The 19,570-nt window shown below is 71.6% G+C and carries 17 protein-coding genes and 1 pseudogene; 11 read left to right on the top strand and 7 right to left on the bottom strand.

From position 1 onward, the window contains the following. Positions 1 to 516 precede the first annotated feature (516 nt). Positions 517 to 699: pseudogene (locus tag AB0O36_RS32350) on the top strand (DUF1330 domain-containing protein); the annotation flags it as partial. A gap of 342 nt (positions 700 to 1,041) precedes the next feature. After that, positions 1,042 to 1,884 carry a MerR family transcriptional regulator gene (locus AB0O36_RS32345; protein WP_365116408.1) on the top strand — a complete coding sequence of 281 codons (843 nt, stop codon included), beginning with the start codon at positions 1,042 to 1,044 and terminating at the stop codon, positions 1,882 to 1,884. A gap of 258 nt (positions 1,885 to 2,142) precedes the next feature. Here the strand turns inward: AB0O36_RS32345 and AB0O36_RS32340 are convergent, their stop codons facing one another. Beyond that, positions 2,143 to 2,958: an ABC transporter permease gene (locus tag AB0O36_RS32340; RefSeq protein WP_365116405.1), complete on the bottom strand. Its 816-nt coding sequence runs from the start codon at positions 2,956 to 2,958 to the stop codon at positions 2,143 to 2,145. Next, entirely contained in the window at positions 2,958 to 3,875 is a 918-nt protein-coding gene (locus AB0O36_RS32335) for an ATP-binding cassette domain-containing protein (protein WP_365116403.1), read from the bottom strand. The genes AB0O36_RS32340 and AB0O36_RS32335 overlap by 1 nt, the downstream gene beginning before the upstream one ends. Positions 3,876 to 4,138: 263 nt before the next feature. Here AB0O36_RS32335 and AB0O36_RS32330 point away from each other — a divergent pair, with 263 nt between their 5' ends. The 5 genes from AB0O36_RS32330 (at position 4,139) to AB0O36_RS32310 (ending at position 8,116) form a co-directional block, all read left to right on the top strand. Continuing rightward, positions 4,139 to 5,263 carry a sensor histidine kinase gene (locus tag AB0O36_RS32330; RefSeq protein WP_365116400.1) on the top strand — a complete coding sequence of 375 codons (1,125 nt, stop codon included), beginning with the start codon at positions 4,139 to 4,141 and terminating at the stop codon, positions 5,261 to 5,263. Then, positions 5,260 to 5,922 carry a response regulator transcription factor gene (locus AB0O36_RS32325; protein ID WP_365116397.1) on the top strand — a complete coding sequence of 221 codons (663 nt, stop codon included), beginning with the start codon at positions 5,260 to 5,262 and terminating at the stop codon, positions 5,920 to 5,922. Before AB0O36_RS32330 ends, AB0O36_RS32325 begins: the two co-directional genes overlap by 4 nt. A 348-nt stretch (positions 5,923 to 6,270) precedes the next feature. Further along, the gene (locus tag AB0O36_RS32320; RefSeq protein WP_365116394.1) at positions 6,271 to 6,690 is read left to right on the top strand and encodes a nuclear transport factor 2 family protein; all 420 of its coding nucleotides are present in this window, start codon (positions 6,271 to 6,273) and stop codon (positions 6,688 to 6,690) included. A gap of 239 nt (positions 6,691 to 6,929) precedes the next feature. Continuing rightward, the gene (locus AB0O36_RS32315; protein ID WP_365116392.1) at positions 6,930 to 7,145 is read left to right on the top strand and encodes a hypothetical protein; all 216 of its coding nucleotides are present in this window, start codon (positions 6,930 to 6,932) and stop codon (positions 7,143 to 7,145) included. A 152-nt stretch (positions 7,146 to 7,297) separates the two neighbouring features. After that, positions 7,298 to 8,116: an endonuclease/exonuclease/phosphatase family protein gene (locus AB0O36_RS32310; RefSeq protein ID WP_365116504.1), complete on the top strand. Its 819-nt coding sequence runs from the start codon at positions 7,298 to 7,300 to the stop codon at positions 8,114 to 8,116. 272 nt (positions 8,117 to 8,388) lie between these two features. Here the strand turns inward: AB0O36_RS32310 and AB0O36_RS32305 are convergent, their stop codons facing one another. Together AB0O36_RS32305 and AB0O36_RS32300 are read right to left on the bottom strand one after the other, a co-directional pair. Then, entirely contained in the window at positions 8,389 to 8,946 is a 558-nt protein-coding gene (locus AB0O36_RS32305) for an EF-hand domain-containing protein (protein WP_365116389.1), read from the bottom strand. A gap of 348 nt (positions 8,947 to 9,294) precedes the next feature. Beyond that, positions 9,295 to 9,687, bottom strand: coding sequence for a hypothetical protein (locus tag AB0O36_RS32300; protein WP_365116387.1), 393 nt, complete (start codon positions 9,685 to 9,687; stop codon positions 9,295 to 9,297). A 455-nt stretch (positions 9,688 to 10,142) separates the two neighbouring features. Here AB0O36_RS32300 and AB0O36_RS32295 point away from each other — a divergent pair, with 455 nt between their 5' ends. Then, the gene (locus AB0O36_RS32295) at positions 10,143 to 10,529 is read left to right on the top strand and encodes a hypothetical protein (protein WP_365116385.1); all 387 of its coding nucleotides are present in this window, start codon (positions 10,143 to 10,145) and stop codon (positions 10,527 to 10,529) included. 372 nt (positions 10,530 to 10,901) lie between these two features. Next, positions 10,902 to 12,494, top strand: a complete 1,593-nt coding sequence (locus AB0O36_RS32290; RefSeq protein ID WP_365116384.1) for an alpha/beta hydrolase — start codon at positions 10,902 to 10,904, stop codon at positions 12,492 to 12,494. A 78-nt stretch (positions 12,495 to 12,572) separates the two neighbouring features. Here the strand turns inward: AB0O36_RS32290 and AB0O36_RS32285 are convergent, their stop codons facing one another. Next, positions 12,573 to 12,764 carry a hypothetical protein gene (locus tag AB0O36_RS32285; RefSeq protein WP_365116501.1) on the bottom strand — a complete coding sequence of 64 codons (192 nt, stop codon included), beginning with the start codon at positions 12,762 to 12,764 and terminating at the stop codon, positions 12,573 to 12,575. A gap of 151 nt (positions 12,765 to 12,915) precedes the next feature. Here AB0O36_RS32285 and AB0O36_RS32280 point away from each other — a divergent pair, with 151 nt between their 5' ends. Both AB0O36_RS32280 and AB0O36_RS32275 read left to right on the top strand, forming a co-directional pair. Next, entirely contained in the window at positions 12,916 to 15,699 is a 2,784-nt protein-coding gene (locus AB0O36_RS32280) for a hypothetical protein (RefSeq protein ID WP_365116382.1), read from the top strand. 225 nt (positions 15,700 to 15,924) lie between these two features. Then, a complete protein-coding gene (locus AB0O36_RS32275) occupies positions 15,925 to 17,334 on the top strand; it encodes a fibronectin type III domain-containing protein (RefSeq protein WP_365116380.1) in 1,410 nt (469 codons plus the stop codon). 450 nt (positions 17,335 to 17,784) lie between these two features. Here the strand turns inward: AB0O36_RS32275 and AB0O36_RS32270 are convergent, their stop codons facing one another. Continuing rightward, positions 17,785 to 18,525 carry a class I SAM-dependent methyltransferase gene (locus AB0O36_RS32270; RefSeq protein WP_365116378.1) on the bottom strand — a complete coding sequence of 247 codons (741 nt, stop codon included), beginning with the start codon at positions 18,523 to 18,525 and terminating at the stop codon, positions 17,785 to 17,787. 238 nt (positions 18,526 to 18,763) lie between these two features. Next, positions 18,764 to 19,273, bottom strand: a complete 510-nt coding sequence (locus AB0O36_RS32265; protein ID WP_365116375.1) for a GNAT family N-acetyltransferase — start codon at positions 19,271 to 19,273, stop codon at positions 18,764 to 18,766. Positions 19,274 to 19,570 lie beyond the last annotated feature (297 nt).

Genomic DNA, 19,570 nt, shown 5'->3' with positions numbered 1-19,570 from the left:
AGCAGTCCTTCGAAGCGTGGCGGCACCAACGACAGCGCTTGCTCAGGGATGTGAGGCACGGAAGGGGTTCGGCCGGGGTGGGTGCGGGCTGCACCGGCGCCTGGCCCACCAGTTCGACCGCCCGGAACCGACCACCAAGGACTGGATCAAGGCAGCCCGCGAGCGCGGCTGCCTGTCCCCCGCTGTCCCGGGCCGCCCGGCAGCCGGCCCCGGCCCCGGCCCCCTCCTCAGTCACCCCGCGGAGGTACGCCCCCGGTCTCCGTCGGCTTGAGCCCGACAACAGGATTGACACTCCGGCGCCGCAAGGGTCCCACCGGCAGGGAAGCGGCTGGACCGCTGCGGCCCAGGCGCTCGTGCTCTGACCGCGAACGTGATCATGGCTCCGTGTGTCCTGGATGGAGTCGGTTCCATGAGCGCTTGTGTGATCGCAGATGTGCAGGTGACTGGTGACGCCGAGGAACTGGCTGAGTACCGCTCTCGGGTTGTCGCGACGTTGGAGCCGTACGGTGCAGGTACCTTGCCCGGGGCGGCGACGTCGACGTTGTCGAGGGCGCCTGGACACCTGGGCAGATCGTGCTCGTGGAATTCCCGGACGTGGCTGCTGCGCGGGCGTGGAACAGCTCGCCCGAGTATCAAGCGATCGCGCCGCTGCGCATCCGCAACACCGACAGCAAGCGGCTGATCATCCAGGGACTGTAGGAACTTCGCGCAACCTCGCCTTCCACCTCGACGACGGCACCGGCACCTGCGCCCGCCTCGCCACCGCCGCCCGCCTACGGCGCCCGCCCTCACCGCCTGGGCTCTGGGCGCGCAGCGCATGGCCGCCCGCTCTGATGGGGCTCCCTGAGAATCCTCAACCCTGCTCGGGGCCATCGGACCTGCTCGACGGATCTCCCCACCCGTTCCGGGCCCATCCTGGGACGGGACACCGATGGCGAGGGACCGCCTGATAGCCCGTCAGGGTTCGGTGGTGTAGTTGCACATGCCGTAGCGGCATGTGGTGTCGTCGAGTGCACCACAGCACGAAAGGTCCTCTCTGCGATGCTCCCCTCCGCCATGCCTCCCCGCGAGGTCAAGATCGGCGATGCCGCCGCCTTCGCCGGAACCACCCCGCGCGCCATTCGCCACTACCACCAGATCGGCCTGCTGCCGGAGCCCGAGCGAGGCGGAGACGGACGCCGCCGCTACGGCTACGACGACATGATCCGCCTGCTGTGGATCCGCAAGATGTCCGAGGCCGGCATCAGCCTGGACGACATGCGGGCCGCCTTCGACGAAGCCCGGGATGTCGAGGACGTCCTGGGCCGACTGGAGGAGACCCTGGCCGCCCAGGAGGCCGACATCAAGCGGCAGCGCGCGGCAGTCCAACGCCTGCGGGTGGTCGGCAGCCCACTGGGCCTGCTCTCCCCGTTGGTCACGGACCGGCTCAGCCACCTTCCTTCCGGCGCACTGCGCCCCTCCGACCTGGATGCCCTGCTGGTCACGGAACGGATCTTCGGGCCGCTGGGAGCCGCACTTCAGGCCAGCGTGTTCATCGCCCTGGCGACCCATCCCGGCCTGCGGGCCGAGGCAGACCGCCTCGACGCGGCCGACGCCGCCCTCGATGACACCGTCGACCCCCACGACCCGCAGGTCGAGGAACTCGCCGCGCAACACTGCGCCCACCACAAGGCCCTGCTTGAGGCCATTGAAGCGGCCGGACTGGACGTGGCCGAGGAGAAGCTCTTCGAGATCCACGACGCCGAGGCGAGCGGTGAGGAGGACACCCAGATGAGTGCCTTCGAAGCGGTGACCAAGATGCCCTACGGCTTCTCCGCGGCCCGGACGCGGTGCATGGAACTCACGGTGCAGCTCCTTGAGGGTGACCTCTCCGCAGGCAGCTGACCGCTGGTGTGGCCGTGTATTGCCATCCGCGCCACCTCCGCCGGAAACACCGGTCGTCACGTCCAGGCGGATCCGCCGGAACCTGAGCGGGTGCCGGAGAACGCGATCGCCGCCGCGCCCGGGCTCACCGCGGACGATCCGCATCCTTCTGCGATCCGCGCATGGGGCCGGCGCTGTCCGCTGCGGTCAGGCGTTGGCACCTGAGAGACCGTCATCAGCGCTGCGACGAGCCACCGGGCCTCGCCCCCGAAGGCACGCTCACACGTCGCGGCGCCTCACGATGAGCACGGCGAGTGCGACCGCAACCAGCGGCCAGAGCGCGTACACGATCCAGGAGCCGGGGACTGTGGCGGTGTAGCCCGAGGATCCGGGACCCGGCTCCCAGTTCTGGACCAGGCGCTTCCAGGCGGCCGCCACCATCGCGTGGTTGATGTACGCCGACCAGCGATCGCTCTCCGAGAACATGGGCGGCAGCATCAGCAGGGTGAAGGCGCCGGCGACCATGGTCACGGCGCTGTGGCGGAGCAGGACGCCGAGGCCCAGACCGATCAGTGCGCAGACCGGGGCCAGCAGCGCGGATGCCACCAGCGCCCGGAAGACCCCGGGGTGCGCGAGGGGGACGCCGGCGTGCCGCCCGCTGAGGATGGCCTGGGAGACCAGGAAGGAACCGATGGAGATGACCGTGCCGACCACGGTCCACAGTGCGGCTGTGACGGCCGCTTTGGCCAGCACCACCGAGCCGCGGGCCGGGACGGCCACGGTGGTGGTGCGGATCAGGCCGCTGCTGTACTCGCTCGCCACGGTCAGCGCGCCGGTGCTGCCGGCGACGAGTATCAGGGTCCAGTAGCCGGCCGGCGGATAGGCGTCATAGGGCAGGAAATCAGCGGGGCCGGAGCGGGCGGCCTTGTCCGCGAGCGTGGCCACGGCAGAGGACCCGATGACGAACAGGGCGGTGAGTGCGGTCGTCCACAGGGTGGAGCGCAGGGACCGCATCTTGATCCACTCTGAGGCGAGCAGATCGCGGAAGCGGGCAGGTGGCCCGGCGGCCGGGGCGACGGAGGCGAGTGTGGTCATCAGGGCTGTCCTGCCTGGTATTCGACGCTGTCGGCGGTGAGTTCCATGAAGGCTGCCTCCAGTGAGGCGGTGTGGGTGGTGAGTTCGTCCAGCCGGATACGGTTCTCGAAGGCGAGCGCTCCGATCCGGTCCGCCGGGAGCCCGGTCACTGCGAGTTTCTCGGCGCCTGCCGAGCCCTCCGGCTCGACCGTGGCGCCTGCCGCGGTCAGCACGGCTGCCAGCTCGGCGGCCTGTGGTGTCCCGACCACGACGCTGCGACGGGTGCCGCGGGCCGCGAAGGTGCGTACCGACTCGGCGGCGATGAGGCGGCCCCGGCCGATGACTACCAGCTGGTCGGCGGTGTTCTCCATTTCCGACATCAGGTGGCTGGAGAGGAAGACCGTGCGTCCCTCGGCGGCCAGGCGCCGGAAGAGTCGGCGCACCCAGAGCACGCCCTCCGGGTCCATGCCGTTGATGGGCTCGTCGAACATGAGCACGGGCGGGTCGCCGAGCAGGGCGGTGGCGATCCCCAGCCGCTGCTTCATGCCGAGGGAGAATCCGCCGATGCGGCGGCCCGCCGCCTCGGCCAGCCCCACTTCCTGGAGCACCTCGTCCACACGGCGCCGCGGGATGCCGTTGCTGCGGGCCAGGGCGGACAGGTGGGCGGCGGCGCTGCGGCCGCCGTGGACCTGTCCGGCGTCGAGGAGGGCCCCGACGTGCCGCAGTCCGCGTGCGTGGTGGTGGAAGGAGACGCCACTGACCGTGGCGGAGCCGCTGGTGGGCGCGTCCAGGCCGAGGATCATCCGCAGGGTGGTGGACTTGCCGGCTCCGTTGGGGCCGAGGAATCCGGTGACCTGCCCCGGCCGCACGGTGAAGGACAGCTGGTCGACGGCCGTCTTGCTGCCGTAGCGCTTGCTGAGTTCGTTGACTTCGATCACGGCACCCACACTGCCGAGACGACCCCCGTGCGGACATGGGGCCGTGGGCGGCAATCGCGCGGCCCGGTTGGCCCGTGGGCGTACGTCCCGGGGCCAATGCCGCGCGGGCGGTGGGCCGGTTAGTCTCGCGGCGTGAACCTCATAACGATCATCCCGTTGCCTGTGCGTGTGGCGCACCGCGGCCTTGTTCCCCGGCGGGAGGCGCGCCGCCGATGACGAGAACGAAGGCCGTGGCCTGGGCGGGGGGCGCCTCCTACCTGCTCATGGAGGGTCTGCTGGTGGGGGGCGCGCCGCAGGCATCGGGCACCGTTCACGGTGTCGGGTCACTGCTGGCCGTGAGCCTGCTCATCGGCGTGGCACGACGGACGCCGTTGTTGGCTCTGGCAATGGCGCTCTTCGGATCCACCGCCGTGGTGGTGGGCACTCCGAGCTCCGTCCATGCGGACCTGTCGGTGGGATATCAGGGCCAGTTTCTGTCGTTTCTGGCGGCGGACCTCGTCCTGGGCTTCATCGTCGCCACCTGCACTCGGCGAGCCTCGATCGTCGCCGTGGCCGTATCATTCGCCGTGCAACTCCTGGTCATCGGCGTCTTCGCACACGGGGACAACCTGACCGTCAACGTCGTGATCGCCTTCTTGGCGATGGCCGCATCCTGCACGGTGGGTCTGCTGAGTCGCGAGCGTCGCGAGCACGCAGCGGCGCTGCGTGCGCAGGAGGTGGCCGAGGCGGTGACCGCCGAAAGGCTGCGGATCGCACGGGAGCTGCACGACATGGTGGCGCACAGCATCGGCATCATCGCCATCCAGGCCGGTGTGGCCGGCCGGGTCATCCAGACCCAGCCGGCGGAGGCACGCGAGGCCCTGCGCGCCATCGAGGCAACCAGCAGGGAGACCCTTTCGGGTCTTCGGCGCACGCTGGTGTCGCTCCGTCAGGCCGACCGGGGCGCGACCGCCTCGGAGCAGTCACCGCTCGCACCCGCGCCGGGGCTGGTAGACGTCGAACGGCTGGCGGCCGCCACGGCCGATGCGGGCGTACGCGTCGACGTGCGCCGCAGCGGCGAGCAGCGTCCGGTGCCGGCCGACATCGACCTTTCCGCCTACCGGATCGTGCAGGAGGCGCTGACCAACGTGGTCCGCCACGCGGGCACCGGACGTTGTCGGGTGACCCTCGACTACGGGGCCGAGGAGCTGTCTGTGGAGGTCGTCGACGACGGGCGCGGCACCACCGGGAACGGCTCGGCCCATGGCTTCGGCCTCGTGGGCATGCGGGAGCGGGTCGGCCTGCTGGGCGGTCACCTCAGCGCCGGGCCGCGCCCCGGGGGCGGCTTCCGGGTGGCGGCCAGGCTGCCGCTGCCCGCACCCGTCGGAGTTCCTGTGGAGGCCCGATGACCGCCCGGGTGGTGCTTGCCGATGACCAGCCGCTGGTGCGGTCCGGTCTGCGCGTACTCATGGCCGATCACCCCGACCTGGAAGTCGTGGGTGAGGCCTCCACCGGCGCCGAGGCGGTCCAGCTGGTCAGGGACGTCAGCCCCGACGTGGTGGTGATGGACATCCGGATGCCCGGCATGGACGGGATCGAGGCCACCCGCCTGATCACGGCCGGCCCGGCAACGACCCGGGTCCTCGTCCTGACCACCTTCGACGAAGACGATCACGTCTACGGCGCGCTCCGGGCCGGCGCGAGCGGCTTCGTGGTCAAGGACATGGCGCTGGACGACATCCTCGCGGCGATCCGAGTGGTCGCCGGCGGAGACGCACTGATCGCGCCGGGTGTGACGCGCCGTCTGATCGCGGACTTCGTCGGGCGCCCCGAAGCTGCCCTGGAGCGCGCCCCACGGCCGGTCGAGGGCATCACCGAACGGGAACGGGAGGTGCTGACCCTGGTCGGACGCGGCCGCTCGAACACCGAGATTGCGGAGGACCTCTTCATCACGGTGGCCACCGCCAAGTCGCACGTGTCACGACTGCTCACCAAACTGGGCGCCAGGGACCGGGTCCAGCTCGTGATCACCGCCTATGAGATGGGGCTCGTCACGCTGCCTCGCTGATGGCTTCCCTGAACCCCGTGGTGACGTCGGAAGCCTCCCGTCGCTCCCGTCTCGTGTTCGGGCCGCCGAAGAGCAGTCGCGACCAGGCCAGCCGCCGCGGCTGTGGACAGAGCCGGCCGGCCCGGATCTGGCCTGGCCCGCCAGCACATGACGTTCCCTCAATCCCTGCGTCGCTTCGTCTTCTGAGCAGTGAGCAGCATTGTCTTGTACAGCCCCAACTGCCGGCGCTGCCTCCGGGTCTTGCCGGGCGGGAGCATGTCCGCGTATGCCCATGCCGCACGGCGAAGGGCCCACGCCTTCGTGAAGTCGCCGGCTTGCGCGCCGGCTGCCACCGGGCATCATGTCGCCATGATCCAGAACGACCGGCACCCGCCCGAGGCGCTCCCGCAGCATCCGGACGTCACCGAGGCGATCGTCCGGGAGCGCCGCCTCCACGACCCCTCCGTCCGCCTCTCCGGCCCCCTCGCCGCAGCCCTCCTCGACCCCGACTTCATCGAGGTCGGCGCCTCCGGGCGGCGGTGGACCCGTACGGAGATGGTCGCCGCCCTGCCCACGCTCCACGGCGGCGCCGAGAACAGCATCCCCATCACCGCAGATCGCTTCGAGGGCACGGTCCTCGCCCCCGGAATCGTTCACCTCACCTACCAGACCCGCATCGAGGACCGGCGCGCCCGCCGTTCGTCGATCTGGCGCCGCGACGCCGCCGGGGAGTTCCGGCTCTACTACCACCAGGCCACACCGGTGCCTGACGGGACGGCCCGGCCGTAGGGTCCGCCCCAGGGCCTGTCGCCCAGGCCCGCCGCGAGGAGCAGTTCACCGCGCTGACTGGCCGGGAACTCCTGGTGGCCGCCCCGGGCTCTGCCCATGGCGCCGTCCCGAGAGTGGACTGGGCATCCTGGACGCCCGAGATGGGCTGTGGCGACGGCGGTACCCCGTCTGGGGCCGGCCACAGATGGCGACAGCGCTCAGCGCGTACGCACGGGAGCAGGGCCTGCTGACTGACACCTGTGGACCCCGAACTCGGGGCCGGACGGATCGGCGTGGGCCTGACGGTGATCGTCTCGGGGAAGTTGGACCGTCCCGAATTCCACGGTGCCACGCACGGCGTGCTGGGTATCGCCACAGTGCGCGACTGCGTCGCGCAGGCCGCCCTGCGCAGCAGCCGCGCAGACCTGCCGCCGAGCCAACGCGGGCGCTGTACGCCGTCGCCGACCCAGGGGTGATCCGGTTGCCGATCACGCCGTGTTGATGCCGGGTGGAGAGGGAGGGGCCGGGGAGCAGGTCGGTGGCGCGTCGACGGCACTGTGTGATGATGTGCATCCGTTCCGGGGAGGTGACGGTGCCGAGAAGAGGCACGCGGTGGGCCGCGGGCGCGATGGCCGCGCTCTGCATGGTGCTGCTCCTGGGCCCCAGCGCACCGAGCGGTGGCGCTCCCCGTGCCGGGCTGCCGGCGCCCGACTCCGCCGAGGCGGTCGTGGCGGACCGGGTCGGGACGTGGAACATCTGTAATCCGTGTGGCGGGAGCAGGCACAACTTCGGCCGGGCGACGGAGATCGCCACGTACGCACCGCAGGTCATCGGCCTGCAGGAGGCGTGCGTACGTGACGTCGAGCAGATCCGCACGTACCTGGAGGAGGTCTACGGCCTGGTCTACCGGGTCGAGTACGGGATGGTCCTGCGGAACTGGAACCGGTGCGGGGGACTGCCGTGGCGGCCGGGCGGATTCGGCCAGGCGATCCTTTCGGCGGCGCCGATGACGGACCGGGTGAGCGTCGAATACCCCGACGGCGGCTCCGAGGACCGCGGATACCTGGCCGTCACCACCCTGGTGGGCGGGCGGCCCGTCCGCGTCTTCAACACCCACCTCGCCCAGCGCAGGCAGGAAGAGGTACGTGCCGGCCAAGTGAAGGTGTTGGCCGTGGAAGTCGCCCGTCACGACCATGCGATCGTCCTCGGCGACTTCAACGCAGTGCCGCACGCGCCCGAACTCGGCCCGATGTGGGCCCTGGCCTCGGACACGGACCCGGGCTGCAGCCCCTCGACCTCCTCCGCAGATGCCTGCATGGCGACCACCGATTGGAACAGCAAGTTCGACTACGTGTTCCTGCGCGGCGTCACCCCGCGCACGCACCACGTCCGCCCCAGCCCGTACTCGGACCACCACTTGCTGTACACCGACCTGAACCGGGGCTAGGCCATTTCGTTTTCCGATCACCGGATCGTCGGAGCGGTTGCCGGGGCGAGGCGGCCGGGTGGGGGGTTCAGATCTGGTAGCGGGGGCAGTCAGGGCCGGGTGGAGCACTGGGGCGCCGGGCGTGTGCCGGTGCCGAGGAGGCAGAGGGCCTGGGCGCTCGGGCTGCCGGGGGCGGCGTGGTGGCGGTGCGGTACACCGCCGGACGCCGACCACCCGGACGCAGGCCGGGGCCGCCGGTCTGCTGTGGGTGTCCAGCCTGCCCGACGGGGGTGTCAACCCCGGGCGTCGGGCCGCCCCATCCACCAGTTGCCCGGGGCAGTGGGGTCGGTGCTGGACCAGTACTCGACAACGGCGGACTCGAATTCGGCCGGGTCGAGGGCGCCGTCGCCGTCGCGGTCCAGGTGGGCGAACGCCGCGTCCAGGTCCGCTTGGCCGATCGCCGGGAAGTGGCTGCGCTGGAAGGCGTCGAACTCGGTCCGGCTGACCTGGCCGTCGCCGTCGACGTCGGCGATGGCGAAGAACGCCTGGGCGAGCGCGCCGACGGTGGTGGCCGCGGCTTTCGGGTCGGCGGCCAGGGTGAGGGTGCTGGTGACGAATTCCTGCTTGGTCATGCGACCATCCGACCCGCCGACGTGCGGGGCGTGCAGGTCGCGCCAGACTGCGACGTATGCGTCGATCATGCGGATGTGCTCGGCCGAGCCGCGGGCGTACCCGAGCTGGTCGGCGGCCCGATCGCCCATGATGACGTGGTCGGCCTCGGTCAGGGCCCCGTCGCCGTCGGCGTCCAGCAGATCGAAGCCGTGGCTGATCTTCTCGCGCAGGATGTCCATGGCGCTGAACGTAGCGCAGGACCCGCAGGCCCGGGCGCCTGTCGAAGCGCTGCCCCACGAACGAGCGACACCGAAGGACAGCTTCGGTACAGCGCCCCCACCGCAGCAATGTGTCCCGGCCCCGGCCGGCCGCCCCCGGTTCGACCGGACCGGGCTTCCCAGGAACGGCCCCGGCGCGGAGATCTCGGCAGCCCGAAGTCCTCCCTGGACCTGGGGTCCGCACACCGGCGTTCATGACGGATCCGGCAGCGGGGGCGAGCGCCGCGCGCCGGCTCCCTCAGGCAGGTCGGGTGGTGACGCCGCCGGTCGCGGAGGCGGCTGACGCCTGGACGTACGAGCTGCCGTCGCTCACGGGGTGATCCCTGGAATCGCGGATCCCGGATTCGGGTTGGCCGTCGGGGAGGGGTCGTACCCGGGGGTGCTCGTCCCGCCCTCCTCGTCTGCGCCGGCCCAGCAGCCCCACCGCCACGCGATGTCGAACAGCGGATCCTGCGAGGCCGAGCCGATGATGCACCAGCCATCGCCCTTGCCCTCGTCGGAGAGGGTCGAGCCCTGTATCCAGCCGTCCACGAAAGAGGCCGCGATGCCGATGGCGGCGAGGGCGAGGCCGACGCGGACGAGGTATCCGGCCCAGGCCGGGGGCTCCGGCCGAGTGCGGGAGGTGAACCCGAAGTAGGACGTTCCCAGCTGTCTGCCGGGCAGACCGGGCGGGGGGACGGGCTTCGGCTCGGACTGAGTCATGGATTGCCCTCCTGGCGCGATGTGTCAGGCCGGAGATTACACAGACCGTTGAAGGGCGGGACCGGCGTGTACGCGGTGTGAGACGGCGGCGACGGAGCCCCTCCCCCGCCGGAACCGGACAGTGTGGGGAAAACGCCCCTGCGGCGGCGTATCGCCGAGCGACTGAACGGCCTTGGAACCGCCGGCAAAGCAGGTGTGTTCGCCGGTGTGGCCGTTGCGAGATGTGTCAGGCATCGCTCGCCGGCGGCGAAAGGCATGCGCCGTACGAAGACGGACGCAACCCGTACGCCTACGTCGAATGCCCGTCCTGCACGCACCGGAACGTTCGACAAGGGTTGGCGAGGACGACGATTGGCACTCCAGCCGGATCCGGATCGTCAGGAGACCGGCTGCTCACGGCGCGGTTGAGTACGTGTGCTCTGCTCCCTGGCGGGGCGGGAGCGGAGTCTTGACGCATGCGCCTCACCGAGCTGAAACCCGTTCCGTTCGTCCTGCTGTTCCTCGTGTCGCTTGCGGCATGGACCGCCTGGCTGGGCTGGGACCAGCAGCGCGACGTGCACGCCGACGGCTCGGTCAGCGGCCCGTACGAGGTCTGGCAGGTGATCGGGCTGGTGCTGACGCTGCCGGCGCCGGTCTGCTGGGCGGCGTACCGGGGCCACGTCGCGGCCGCCGTGCTCGGCACCACGGCCGGCCTGACCGCCGCAGCGGGCTACGACTGGTCGGACGACTCCAGCGGCCTCTTCGTCATCGGCGTGGGCATGGTCCTGGTCGGAAGTCTGGCTGCGACCACCGCCGTATCCGCCCTGATCGCCTCTCTGACGCGGGACCGCCGCCACCGGTGACGGACGGCCGGATGCCCGGGATGACGGCCCGCGGCGGCGGTGGGCGGTGGTGTTGCTCCTCACCGCCACCGTGGTGGCGGCCGCCGCCGGTCTCGCCGCGGCCGAGCCGCGCGACGGCGGCCTGGTGGTGGCCGCGGAGATCCGCTCCCACCCCCTGGTGCTGGGCTTCACCGTCCTGCCCCTGGCGGTGGGGGCGGTCCGGCCGGGGGTACGGAGGGCGCGCGTCCCCGCGCCGGGCCGCGGGGACCGTCGGCTGGTGGTCGAAGAGGGCTCGGCCGCGATCGACCCGGTGTCTTCGTGGGGGATAACCCCACCCCGTTCCGGGGTCTTCCCGGAGTGTGCCGGGGTGTCCGGCGCTCCTAGGGTGCGGGCATGCCGACTTCCCGACGCATCAAGGCCTTCGCGGCGTGCGTGACGGTGCTCGCCGCCACCGCGACGACGGCTGCGGCCGTCCCTGCCGCCGCCCTCCCTGCCGCCGCCGTCCCGGCCACCACCGCCTCCGCCCCGGACCCGTTGGCCCGCTTCCACGGCCAGCACGTCGACTGGCACCCCTGCGCCCTCGGCCCCGGTGACGAGCTCGGCCGGGCGCTGGATTCCGCCGGCGCCGACTGCGCCGACATCACCGTGCCGCTCGACTACGCCGCCCCCGGCGGCCGGACCATCACCGTCGCCATATCCCGCCTGAAGGCCACCGACACCGCCTACCGCGTCGGCCCGCTGCTGCTCAACGACGGCGGACCGGCCGGGCCCAGCCTCCACATGCCCCTGACCAAATCGAAGGTCATGGGAAAGGTCGCCGCCCGCTACGACCTGATCGGCATGGACCCGCGCTTCGTCGGCCGGAGCACCCCGCTCGACTGCGGCTGGGACCTCGGTTCGGCTCCCATGCGCTCCGCGGGCGCCGGCCCTGCGGCCTTCCGCCGGGAGGTCGGCGTCGCGCGCGATCTGGCCGAGCGGTGCAAGCGCGCCCACGGCGACGTACTGCCGTACGTCACCACCCGCAACACCGCCCGCGACATGGACGTCATCCGCGCCGCCCTCGGCGACAGGGCCCTCTCCTACCTGGGCTACTCCTACGGCAGCTACCTCGGCGAGGTCTACACGCAGCTCTTCCCCGGCCGTACCGACCGCATGGTGCTCGACGGCGTCGCCTCCCCGAAGTCCTACAACCAGACCCTCCTCCACGGCGCCGAGGCCGCCAACGAGGAGTCCCTGCGCGCCTGGGCGGCGTGGGCAGCCGCACGGCACGGCACCTACGGGCTGGGGGCCACGCGCGCCGAGGTCCTCGCTACCGTGCGGCACATACTCGACGCCGCCGCGCAGCACCCGCTGCGGATCGGGAAGGAGTACCTGCTGGACGAGCACGTCCTGCCCGCCGTCCTCATCGGCGGCCTCGGCAGCGACCTGGACGGGCGGCGCGCCGACCTGGCCGCGACCGTCGGCCTCCTGGCGCGCGCCGCCGACCGGCAGCCGGTCGAGCCGTCCGAAGCACTCGCCGGGCAGCTGGAGTTCCTGCTGACCGGGGCGGGCTCGGCCCCCGCGAGCCAGATGACCGCGATCATCTGCGGTGACGTGGCCGAGCGGCGCGGCATCGGCAGCTACCGGCGTGCGGTCCAGGACTCCCGTGAGCGCTTCCCCCTCGCCGGACCGCTGGCCAACAACATCACCCCCTGCGAGTTCTGGGACCGGCCGGTCGAGGCACCGACCGTGCTCGACAACGACGTGCCGGCCCTGCTCGTCTCCGCGACCGACGACCCCCGCACCCTCTACTCCGGCGCCCGGGGCATGCGCGAACAGTGGCCGAGCTCCCGGCTGCTCACCGTGGACGGCGCCCGGCAGCACGGCCTGTACGGGGAGTACGGCAACACCTGTGTCGACGAGCGGGTCAACGCCTACCTGCGCACGGGGCGGCTCCCGGCGCACGACCTGACCTGCGAGGCGCGGCCCGGGACCGGGAAGCGGTGAGCGGGGCGGTGAGCGGGGCGGTGGGCAAGGCGGTGAGCAAGGCGGTGGGCAGGGCGGTGAGCCGCTGCCGGCAGCCGCTCAGGACAGGAACTGGGCGAGCACGCTGCCGAAGACGGCCGCGAGGCTGAGAGCGGCGGCGAAGGCGGCGCCGGCGCGTACGAGCGCGGCGGGGTAGGTGGCGCCGTCGAGGCGGGCCAGCACGCCCGCGGCGGCGGCCGCCAGGAACGCGACGACGACCACCAGAGCGGCGGTGAGCAGGACGGTGGCGATGTGGTTCACGGCGATCTCCCCTGACGTGACGGGAACGGTGAGGAAAGTGGCGTGACCAAGTTCGCCGAAACGGTGGTGCCCAAGGTCCGGCCGGATGAAGCTGGACACTGTTGGACACGCAAGGGCAGGGGGGCGTGTGGGCGCGGAGCCTGTGACACCTGATGAAGCGCTCATCCGGCTGCGCGAGCGGCTGGAGCACGGGCTCGAGGAGGCGCGGCTGACCAAACTCCAGCTCGTCGCCCGGACGCACCTGAGCCGCAGCACCATCCAGGCGGCCTTCCAGAACGGCGGGGCCGTACCGAGCGGGGCGACACTCGGCGCGCTGGCAGACGCGCTGGGCCTGCCGCGCGGCGAACTGCTGGAACTGAGGCGGATGGCAGTCGGTGTGCCCGGCCCGGCGCCCGCGCCCGGGCCGGGCAGGCTGATCACCGAGTGGGATCCGCACGATCTGGAAGTCCACCCTGCGGGGGTCGTCGCAGGAATCCCCGCAGCGATCGCCGCCGGCCCCGGCTCCGGCTCCCCCGGACCGGGACGGGTGTTACCCGGCTACGTGCGGCGCGGCCACGACGTGGTCCTGGCCGATGCCGTGCAGGAGGCGAGGAAGGGCCGAAGCCGGATGGTGGTCCTGGTCGGCTCGTCCTCGACCGGCAAGACCCGGGCGTGCTGGGAAGCCGTACAACCGCTCGCCGCCGACGGATGGCGGTTGTGGCACCCCTACGATCCGACCCGGACCGAAGCGGCTCTCGCCGACCTCGAACGGGTCGCGCCCCTCACGGTGGTGTGGCTCAACGAGGCCCAGCACTACCTCGACGACCCGCAGACCGGCGAGCGCATCGCCGCCGCACTGCACACCCTCCTCACCGAGCCCGGGCGCGGACCGGTCCTGGTCCTGGGCACCTTGTGGCCCGAGTACGCCGACCAGTACGCGTACGTCCCCGGCCCCCGCGAACCCGATCCCCACAGCCGGACCCGCGAGATCCTCGCCGGACGCACCCTCACCGTCCCCGACACGTTCGACGCGCACGCGCTCCGCACCGCCGAAGGCATCGCCGAGGACGGGGATCGGCTGCTCACCGATGCCCTCGTCCGCACCCGTGCCACCGGCCGGGTCACCCAGGACCTCGCCGGCGCCCCCGAGCTGCTGCGTCGCCACGAGCACGCCGGTCCGCCCGCAAGGGCGTTGCTGGAGGCCGCGATGGACGCCCGCCGCCTCGGCGTCGGGCTCCACCTCCCGCAGGCGTTCCTCACCCGGGCGGCTTCCGACTACATCACCGATCACGACTGGGACCGGCTCGCCGACGACTGGGCGGAGGCCGCCTACGCCGATCTCGCCCGCTCGTTGTACGGCAAGCAGGCTCCTCTGCTCCGTGTCCGTCTTCGTTCGGCGGATCTCCCATCGGCTGACCGAGCGGAACCGGACCTTGCGCGTGCGGCGTCGGCCGGGCCCGTCTTCCGGCTCGCGGATTTCCTCGAACAGCACGGCCGCACCATCCGTAAGTGGGCGTGCCCGCCCGATTCGTTCTGGGCTGCCGCCGATGCTCACCTCTCTGACGGGAGCAGTCTCAACAATCTCGCCGGAGCCGCGGAGGTCCGGCACCGCCTGCAATGGGCTCACCGTCTTCGGTGCCATGCCGCCGATGCCGGGGACACCCGCGCCATGTCCGTCCTGGCGCAGGAGCGAGAGCGAGAGGGGGACCACAACGGTGCCGCCGCCCTGTACCAAAGGGCCGTCGAAGCCGGGGACACCGGTGCCCTGCCCGGCCTGGCGCGGGTGCGGGAGCAGCTGGGGGACGACGACGGTGCCGCTGTCCTGTACCGAACTGCCCTCGCGGCCGGCGACAGCAGCGTCCTGAACTCCCTGGCTCAGACGCTGGAGCACAGGGGGGACCAGGAAGACGCCGCCGTCCTCTACCGAAGGGCCGCTGAGGCCGGCAGTGCTTTCGCCATGTACAAGCTGGCGCGCATGAAGGAGGAGGCAGGGAACCGGGCAGGGGCCGAAGCCCTCTACCTCCGGGCTGCCGATGCCGGCGACAGGCACAGCCTGGAGTGTGCGGCGCTGCTGCGCGAAGGAGCCGGCGATCGAGAGGGCGCCGAGGCCCTCCTGCGGCGGGCCGTAGACGCCGGTGACATCGAGGCGTTGCACCACATCGCGCAGGGGCGGTGGCACGCCGGCGACCTGGAGGGCGCCGAAGCCCTCTACCTCCGGGCTGCGGACGCCGGCCTCACCGACGCGCTGTACCGCTTGGCGCTGATGCAGGAGATGGCCGGGGACCGGGAAGGCGCCGAAGCCTCCCTCCGGCGGGCCGCTGACGCCGGCGACACCGGGGCCGTCGTCCACCTGGCAGGGATACGGGACGAAGCAGGCGACTGGGAGGAGGCGTCGGCGCTCTACCTGCGCGCTGCCCATGCCGGCGAGCACGTTTCCCTGAAGCGCTTGGTGGGAGTGCTGTGTCAGGAAGGGGACTGGGACGGTGCACAGGCCCTCGCCCGGGAGGTGGCGGACCTCGGCCATGTCCACGCACTGTGCACCCTGGCCCGGCTGCGCTGGCACCTGGGTGATCGCGAGGGTGCCGAGGCCCTCCTCCGGCCGGTTGCCGACACCGCCTCCACCAGTGCCCTCCAGGACCACGGCGCCTTCGCGTGGGTCACCGCTGCCCTCGACCCGGGAGCGCAGGCACTCAGAGAGCTCGTACTGATGAGGGAGGAGGCCGGCGACGGGGAGGGTGCCGAGATCTTCGCCCACCGGGCAGCCGATGCGGGAGACACCCACTCCCTCGCGGGCCTGGCGGAGAAGCGTCTGGAGGCCGGAGACCGGGAAGGGGCCGAAACGATCTACCGGCAGGCGGCTGACGCCGGTCAGTCTCTTTCCACCTTCGACCGGCAGTGGCCCTACGGGCTGGATCCGGACGGCTCGCCGACGTACCCGGAAGCGTGAGCAGAGTGCGGGGGTGCGGCATCGGGCCACGCCTCCGCCCGGCTGCGGAGCGGGCGGGCGGGCTTCACCGCGGTGGTCGGCCTCCGGCGCGAGAGCCGGGTCCTCGACGCCTGACGGAACGAATGGGAAGAGGTGAGGGGGCAACCCTGACCCCGCCTCGTGAGTCACACAAGCATCACTGCAGTTCACGTGTTCCACGTTGGTCCGGAAAGGCCCCCACTACCTGTGACAACTCGCACTCGGCTGGGCGCGCTGGCCGCGACGGCCGTCCTCGCCGCGGCCGGCGGCCTGATCACCGCCACCCCGGCCTCCGCCGCCACCTGCGCCTCCACCTCCTGGACGGCCCGGTACTTCGCCAACACCTCCTTCAGCGGCACGCCGAAGCTGACCGCCTGCGACACCGCGATCGCCGAGGACTACGGCTACGGCGACCCGGTCGGCGTCACCCTGCCCAAGGACAACTTCTCCGTCCGCTGGTCCCTCACCCGGGACTTCGGTTCCGGCGGTCCCTTCCGCTTCTCCGCGGCCACCCAGGACGGCATGCGCGTCTACGTCGACGGCGTCCGCAGGATCGACCTGTGGAAGAACGTCTCCACGACCGCGCGCAAGACGGTCGACCTGAACATCCCGGCCGGCCCGCACACCATCCGTGTGGACTACGTCGCCTGGACCGGCCAAGCCCTCGCCCGGTTCACGTACGCCCCCCGCACCGAGGCCACGGTCGACACGGTCGCGCCGCTCACCCCGACCGGTGTCACCGCCGCGTACGACAGGACGACCGCGAAGACCACGCTGAGCTGGGCGGCCAACAAGGAGATGGACCTCGCCGGCTACCGCGTGTACCGCCGGCTGAGCAGCACCCAGTGGGCCAGGGTCAGCGGCAGCGCTCTGCTCACCTCCAGGTCCTTCGGCGATGCACCGCCCGCCACGGGCCAGACCTTCCTCTACGAGGTCCGGGCCGTCGACAAGGCCGGCCGTGAGTCCGCAGGCAGCACCGACGTGTCCGCCGCCACCGTGGACCGCACCGCTCCCGCGGCGCCGCGCGGGGTGACGGCCGTGTTCAAGGCGGGCACCGGCATCGTCGTCAGCTGGACCCCCTCGCCCGGCTCCGACGTCACCCGCTACCAGCTCCACCGCAACGGTCACCTGTACCAGGACCGGGTCCAGGGCAGCAGCACGTACACGGACATGACCGTCGAACACGGCTCCACGTACAGCTACACAGTGGTCGCCGTGGACGCAGCGGGCAACAAGTCCCCCGCCTCCGGGTCCGCCTCCGCCACCACCGACGGCGACCTCGTCGCCCCGGCGCCCGTCTCCGGCCTGAAGGCGACGCCGCGCCAGGACGGCGTGTTCCTGGAGTGGACGCCGAACACGGAGCCCGACCTCAAGCGGTACGAGGTCTTCAAGGCCGAGAAGTATGACGACGGCGACGGCGGCTTCGTCTGGCTCGCCCACCGCGTCGAGTACCTCGGCGAGGACGCCGTGTCGTTCCTCCACGGCAGTGAGGCAGACGGTGAGACCGTGATGTACGCCGTGATCGCCGTCGACGACTGGGGGAACCAGCTCGGCGTGGAGGACGGGACCGTGAACTGGGTCGAGGTCACCGAGCTCGGCAGCCCGGCCGCGGGCTGAGACGCACCGGAGTCGGGGACCCGGCCGATCCCGGCCGGGCGCGGCGGGGGCGGCTGCGGCTGCGGCTGCGGCTGCGGCTGCGGCTGCGGCCAGAACGGCACCGAGCAGGGCAGCGGTCGCGGCGGCGTGCTTGGCAGGACAACTGTCAATTCCGGTATCCCCGCGGCCGGGACCCGGGGAGGCCGTCCGGGTGCCCCGCACCGCCCCCGCAGGTGAAGCCGCCCGCCCCTACGGCGTGACCGGACCCGTTCACTGACGGACCGTAGGATAACGCTTGACGGCTGACCGCCGCTCGCAGCCCTCGCCCCGGTCGCCTTGCGCAGCGACCGGGTCTGGCCAACCTTCGCAACGCGAACGGCCTCGGATGCGTACTGATCTGCCGGCGACGCCTGGACTCCCGACAGGAGTTCAGGACAGGCACGGCCAACGTGGACGGCCCGGTGGCCGACCTCAGACCGGCTTGCGCCACACGGAGACGTGCTTCGCGGAGTCCTGGGTGAACGGAGACCCGTCCCAGTCCGCAACGCGACGTTCCGGCTCGAGCCCGGCGATCCGCGCCATCAGGTCGAGCTCCGCCGGCCAGGCGTACCGGTGCCGGGAGTTTTCGCGGCGGTAGTGCCCGCCGTCGCCGTCGCGGGTGAAGTGGTGCGAGACGAGCAGCTGCTCGACCAGATCGAAGGTGTCGAAGCCGAGATGCTGCCGGGAGACGTCGAACGGCACCGCGACCTGGCCGGGCGGCAGCAGCCGCAGCGGCGGCACACCCAGCTCGATGACGAACCGGCCGCCGGGCTCCAGATGCCGTGCGGCGTTGCGGAAGCACTCGACCTGTTCGTCCTGCGTGAGCAGGTTCGTGATGGTGTTGTAGACGAGATAGACCAGGGTGAACCCGCCGGGAACGATCGTGGTGGCCATGTCCCCGATGACCACCGGGAGCACGTCCTCGTCGACCTTGCGCCGCAGCACCGCCGCCATGTGCTCGGACAGTTCGATGCCCACCACCGGCACACCGCGTTCCCGGAGCGGGACTCCCACCCGTCCGGTGCCGATGGCGAACTCCAGCGCCCGGCCGTCTCCGGCGAGCTCCGCGAGGAAGGCCAGCGTTGGTTCGAGAACGGCAGCCGAGGACGCTTCGGCTTCCTCGGCGTCGTAGCGGTCGGCCGTCGCGCGGGTCCACAGTTCACTGCTCGTCACGGGTGGCCACTGTGCCGGGTGCCGAGGGGTACTGTCGATCCATTTATGTTCTCCGCGGCTCAGCAGGCACCACCCGCAGCCCGTGCCGAAGTCTCAAAGACTCTCCGACGGCACATCCGAGGACCACCGTCCATGAGCACCAGGGTGCCGGACGGGCCATTGATGGTCCCCAGCTCGAACATCGCTTCCACGCCCGCGAGTCCACGATCGGCCGGCAAGCCGTCCGCAGACGGATGGCTCAGCTGCCGGCGTGCCGGCGGGCGGAACCCGTATCCCCCACTGGCCGCCGCTCCGGGGGTGCCCAGGTGTAGCGGACGTCCGGCTCCTGCTCTTCGTTGCACCGGCCGTCCGTTCGCTCGACCGCGATGAAGCCGTGCCGTTCGTAGAAGCGGTGTGCCGGCTGGTTTACCTGGAAGGTCCACAGCGCCAAGCCGTCCGGCCGGCGTTCCTTGGCCAGGGCGATGAAGCGGTCCCCCAGTCCCCGGCCGCGCCATTCGGGATCGAGGTAGAGCTGTTGCAGCTCAGCGCCGTGGAGCACCATGACTCCCACCACGCTGTTCTGTGCGGCCGCTACCCAGGTCTCGTAGTGGGGCACGAGCACTTGTGCGAACCAGTCCCGGACATCGGTGTCTTCATGGGCGCGGCGCACCGTGGGCAGCGCGGCGGCGAAGGAGCGTAGCCATACGTCGGCTGCGGGGAGGGCATCGCTGTTTTCGGCTCGACGGAGGACGATGGTGTCGCTGGTCATGTTGCGGATCATCACCTCATGCTGTCACCCCGGATGCGGCCACGCGGATGACGGGTCCCGTTTCGGGAAGCAGATGAGAGGGCCGGGGGCAGCCGCTCGCTACCGTGGGCGGGCCACCGCTGTGAACCGCCCTCTTGGAGATCCTCCGTGCCCGTGTCCCTCGGCGAGGATGTGGTGGCGCTGCTGCGTCGCCCCAGCACCTGCCTCTCCGGCACCATCGCCGCGGACGCGAAGCCGCTGCTGCGCACCTCGCCCGTCACCGACCCGGCCGCCTTCGGCCGGACCGCGCTGATCGAG

The organism is Streptomyces sp. NPDC089799 (assembly GCF_040684755.1).
Taxonomy (GTDB): domain Bacteria; phylum Actinomycetota; class Actinomycetes; order Streptomycetales; family Streptomycetaceae; genus Streptomyces.
Note: the sequence above shows the minus strand (reverse complement) of the source record. Positions and strands in the feature narration are given on the sequence as shown.

Bases quoted from the DNA above. Each gene is read 5' to 3' on its own strand.
- AB0O36_RS32345 (WP_365116408.1), top strand. From the start codon at position 1,042: ATGCTCCCCTCCGCCATGCCTCCCCGCGAGGTCAAGATCGGCGATGCC.
- AB0O36_RS32340 (WP_365116405.1), bottom strand. From the start codon at position 2,958: ATGACCACACTCGCCTCCGTCGCCCCGGCCGCCGGGCCACCTGCCCGC.
- AB0O36_RS32330 (WP_365116400.1), top strand. From the start codon at position 4,139: ATGGAGGGTCTGCTGGTGGGGGGCGCGCCGCAGGCATCGGGCACCGTT.
- AB0O36_RS32325 (WP_365116397.1), top strand. From the start codon at position 5,260: ATGACCGCCCGGGTGGTGCTTGCCGATGACCAGCCGCTGGTGCGGTCC.
- AB0O36_RS32320 (WP_365116394.1), top strand. From the start codon at position 6,271: ATGATCCAGAACGACCGGCACCCGCCCGAGGCGCTCCCGCAGCATCCG.
- AB0O36_RS32310 (WP_365116504.1), top strand. From the start codon at position 7,298: ATGGCCGCGCTCTGCATGGTGCTGCTCCTGGGCCCCAGCGCACCGAGC.
- AB0O36_RS32305 (WP_365116389.1), bottom strand. From the start codon at position 8,946: ATGGACATCCTGCGCGAGAAGATCAGCCACGGCTTCGATCTGCTGGAC.
- AB0O36_RS32300 (WP_365116387.1), bottom strand. From the start codon at position 9,687: ATGACTCAGTCCGAGCCGAAGCCCGTCCCCCCGCCCGGTCTGCCCGGC.
- AB0O36_RS32295 (WP_365116385.1), top strand. From the start codon at position 10,143: ATGCGCCTCACCGAGCTGAAACCCGTTCCGTTCGTCCTGCTGTTCCTC.
- AB0O36_RS32290 (WP_365116384.1), top strand. From the start codon at position 10,902: ATGCCGACTTCCCGACGCATCAAGGCCTTCGCGGCGTGCGTGACGGTG.
- AB0O36_RS32265 (WP_365116375.1), bottom strand. From the start codon at position 19,273: ATGACCAGCGACACCATCGTCCTCCGTCGAGCCGAAAACAGCGATGCC.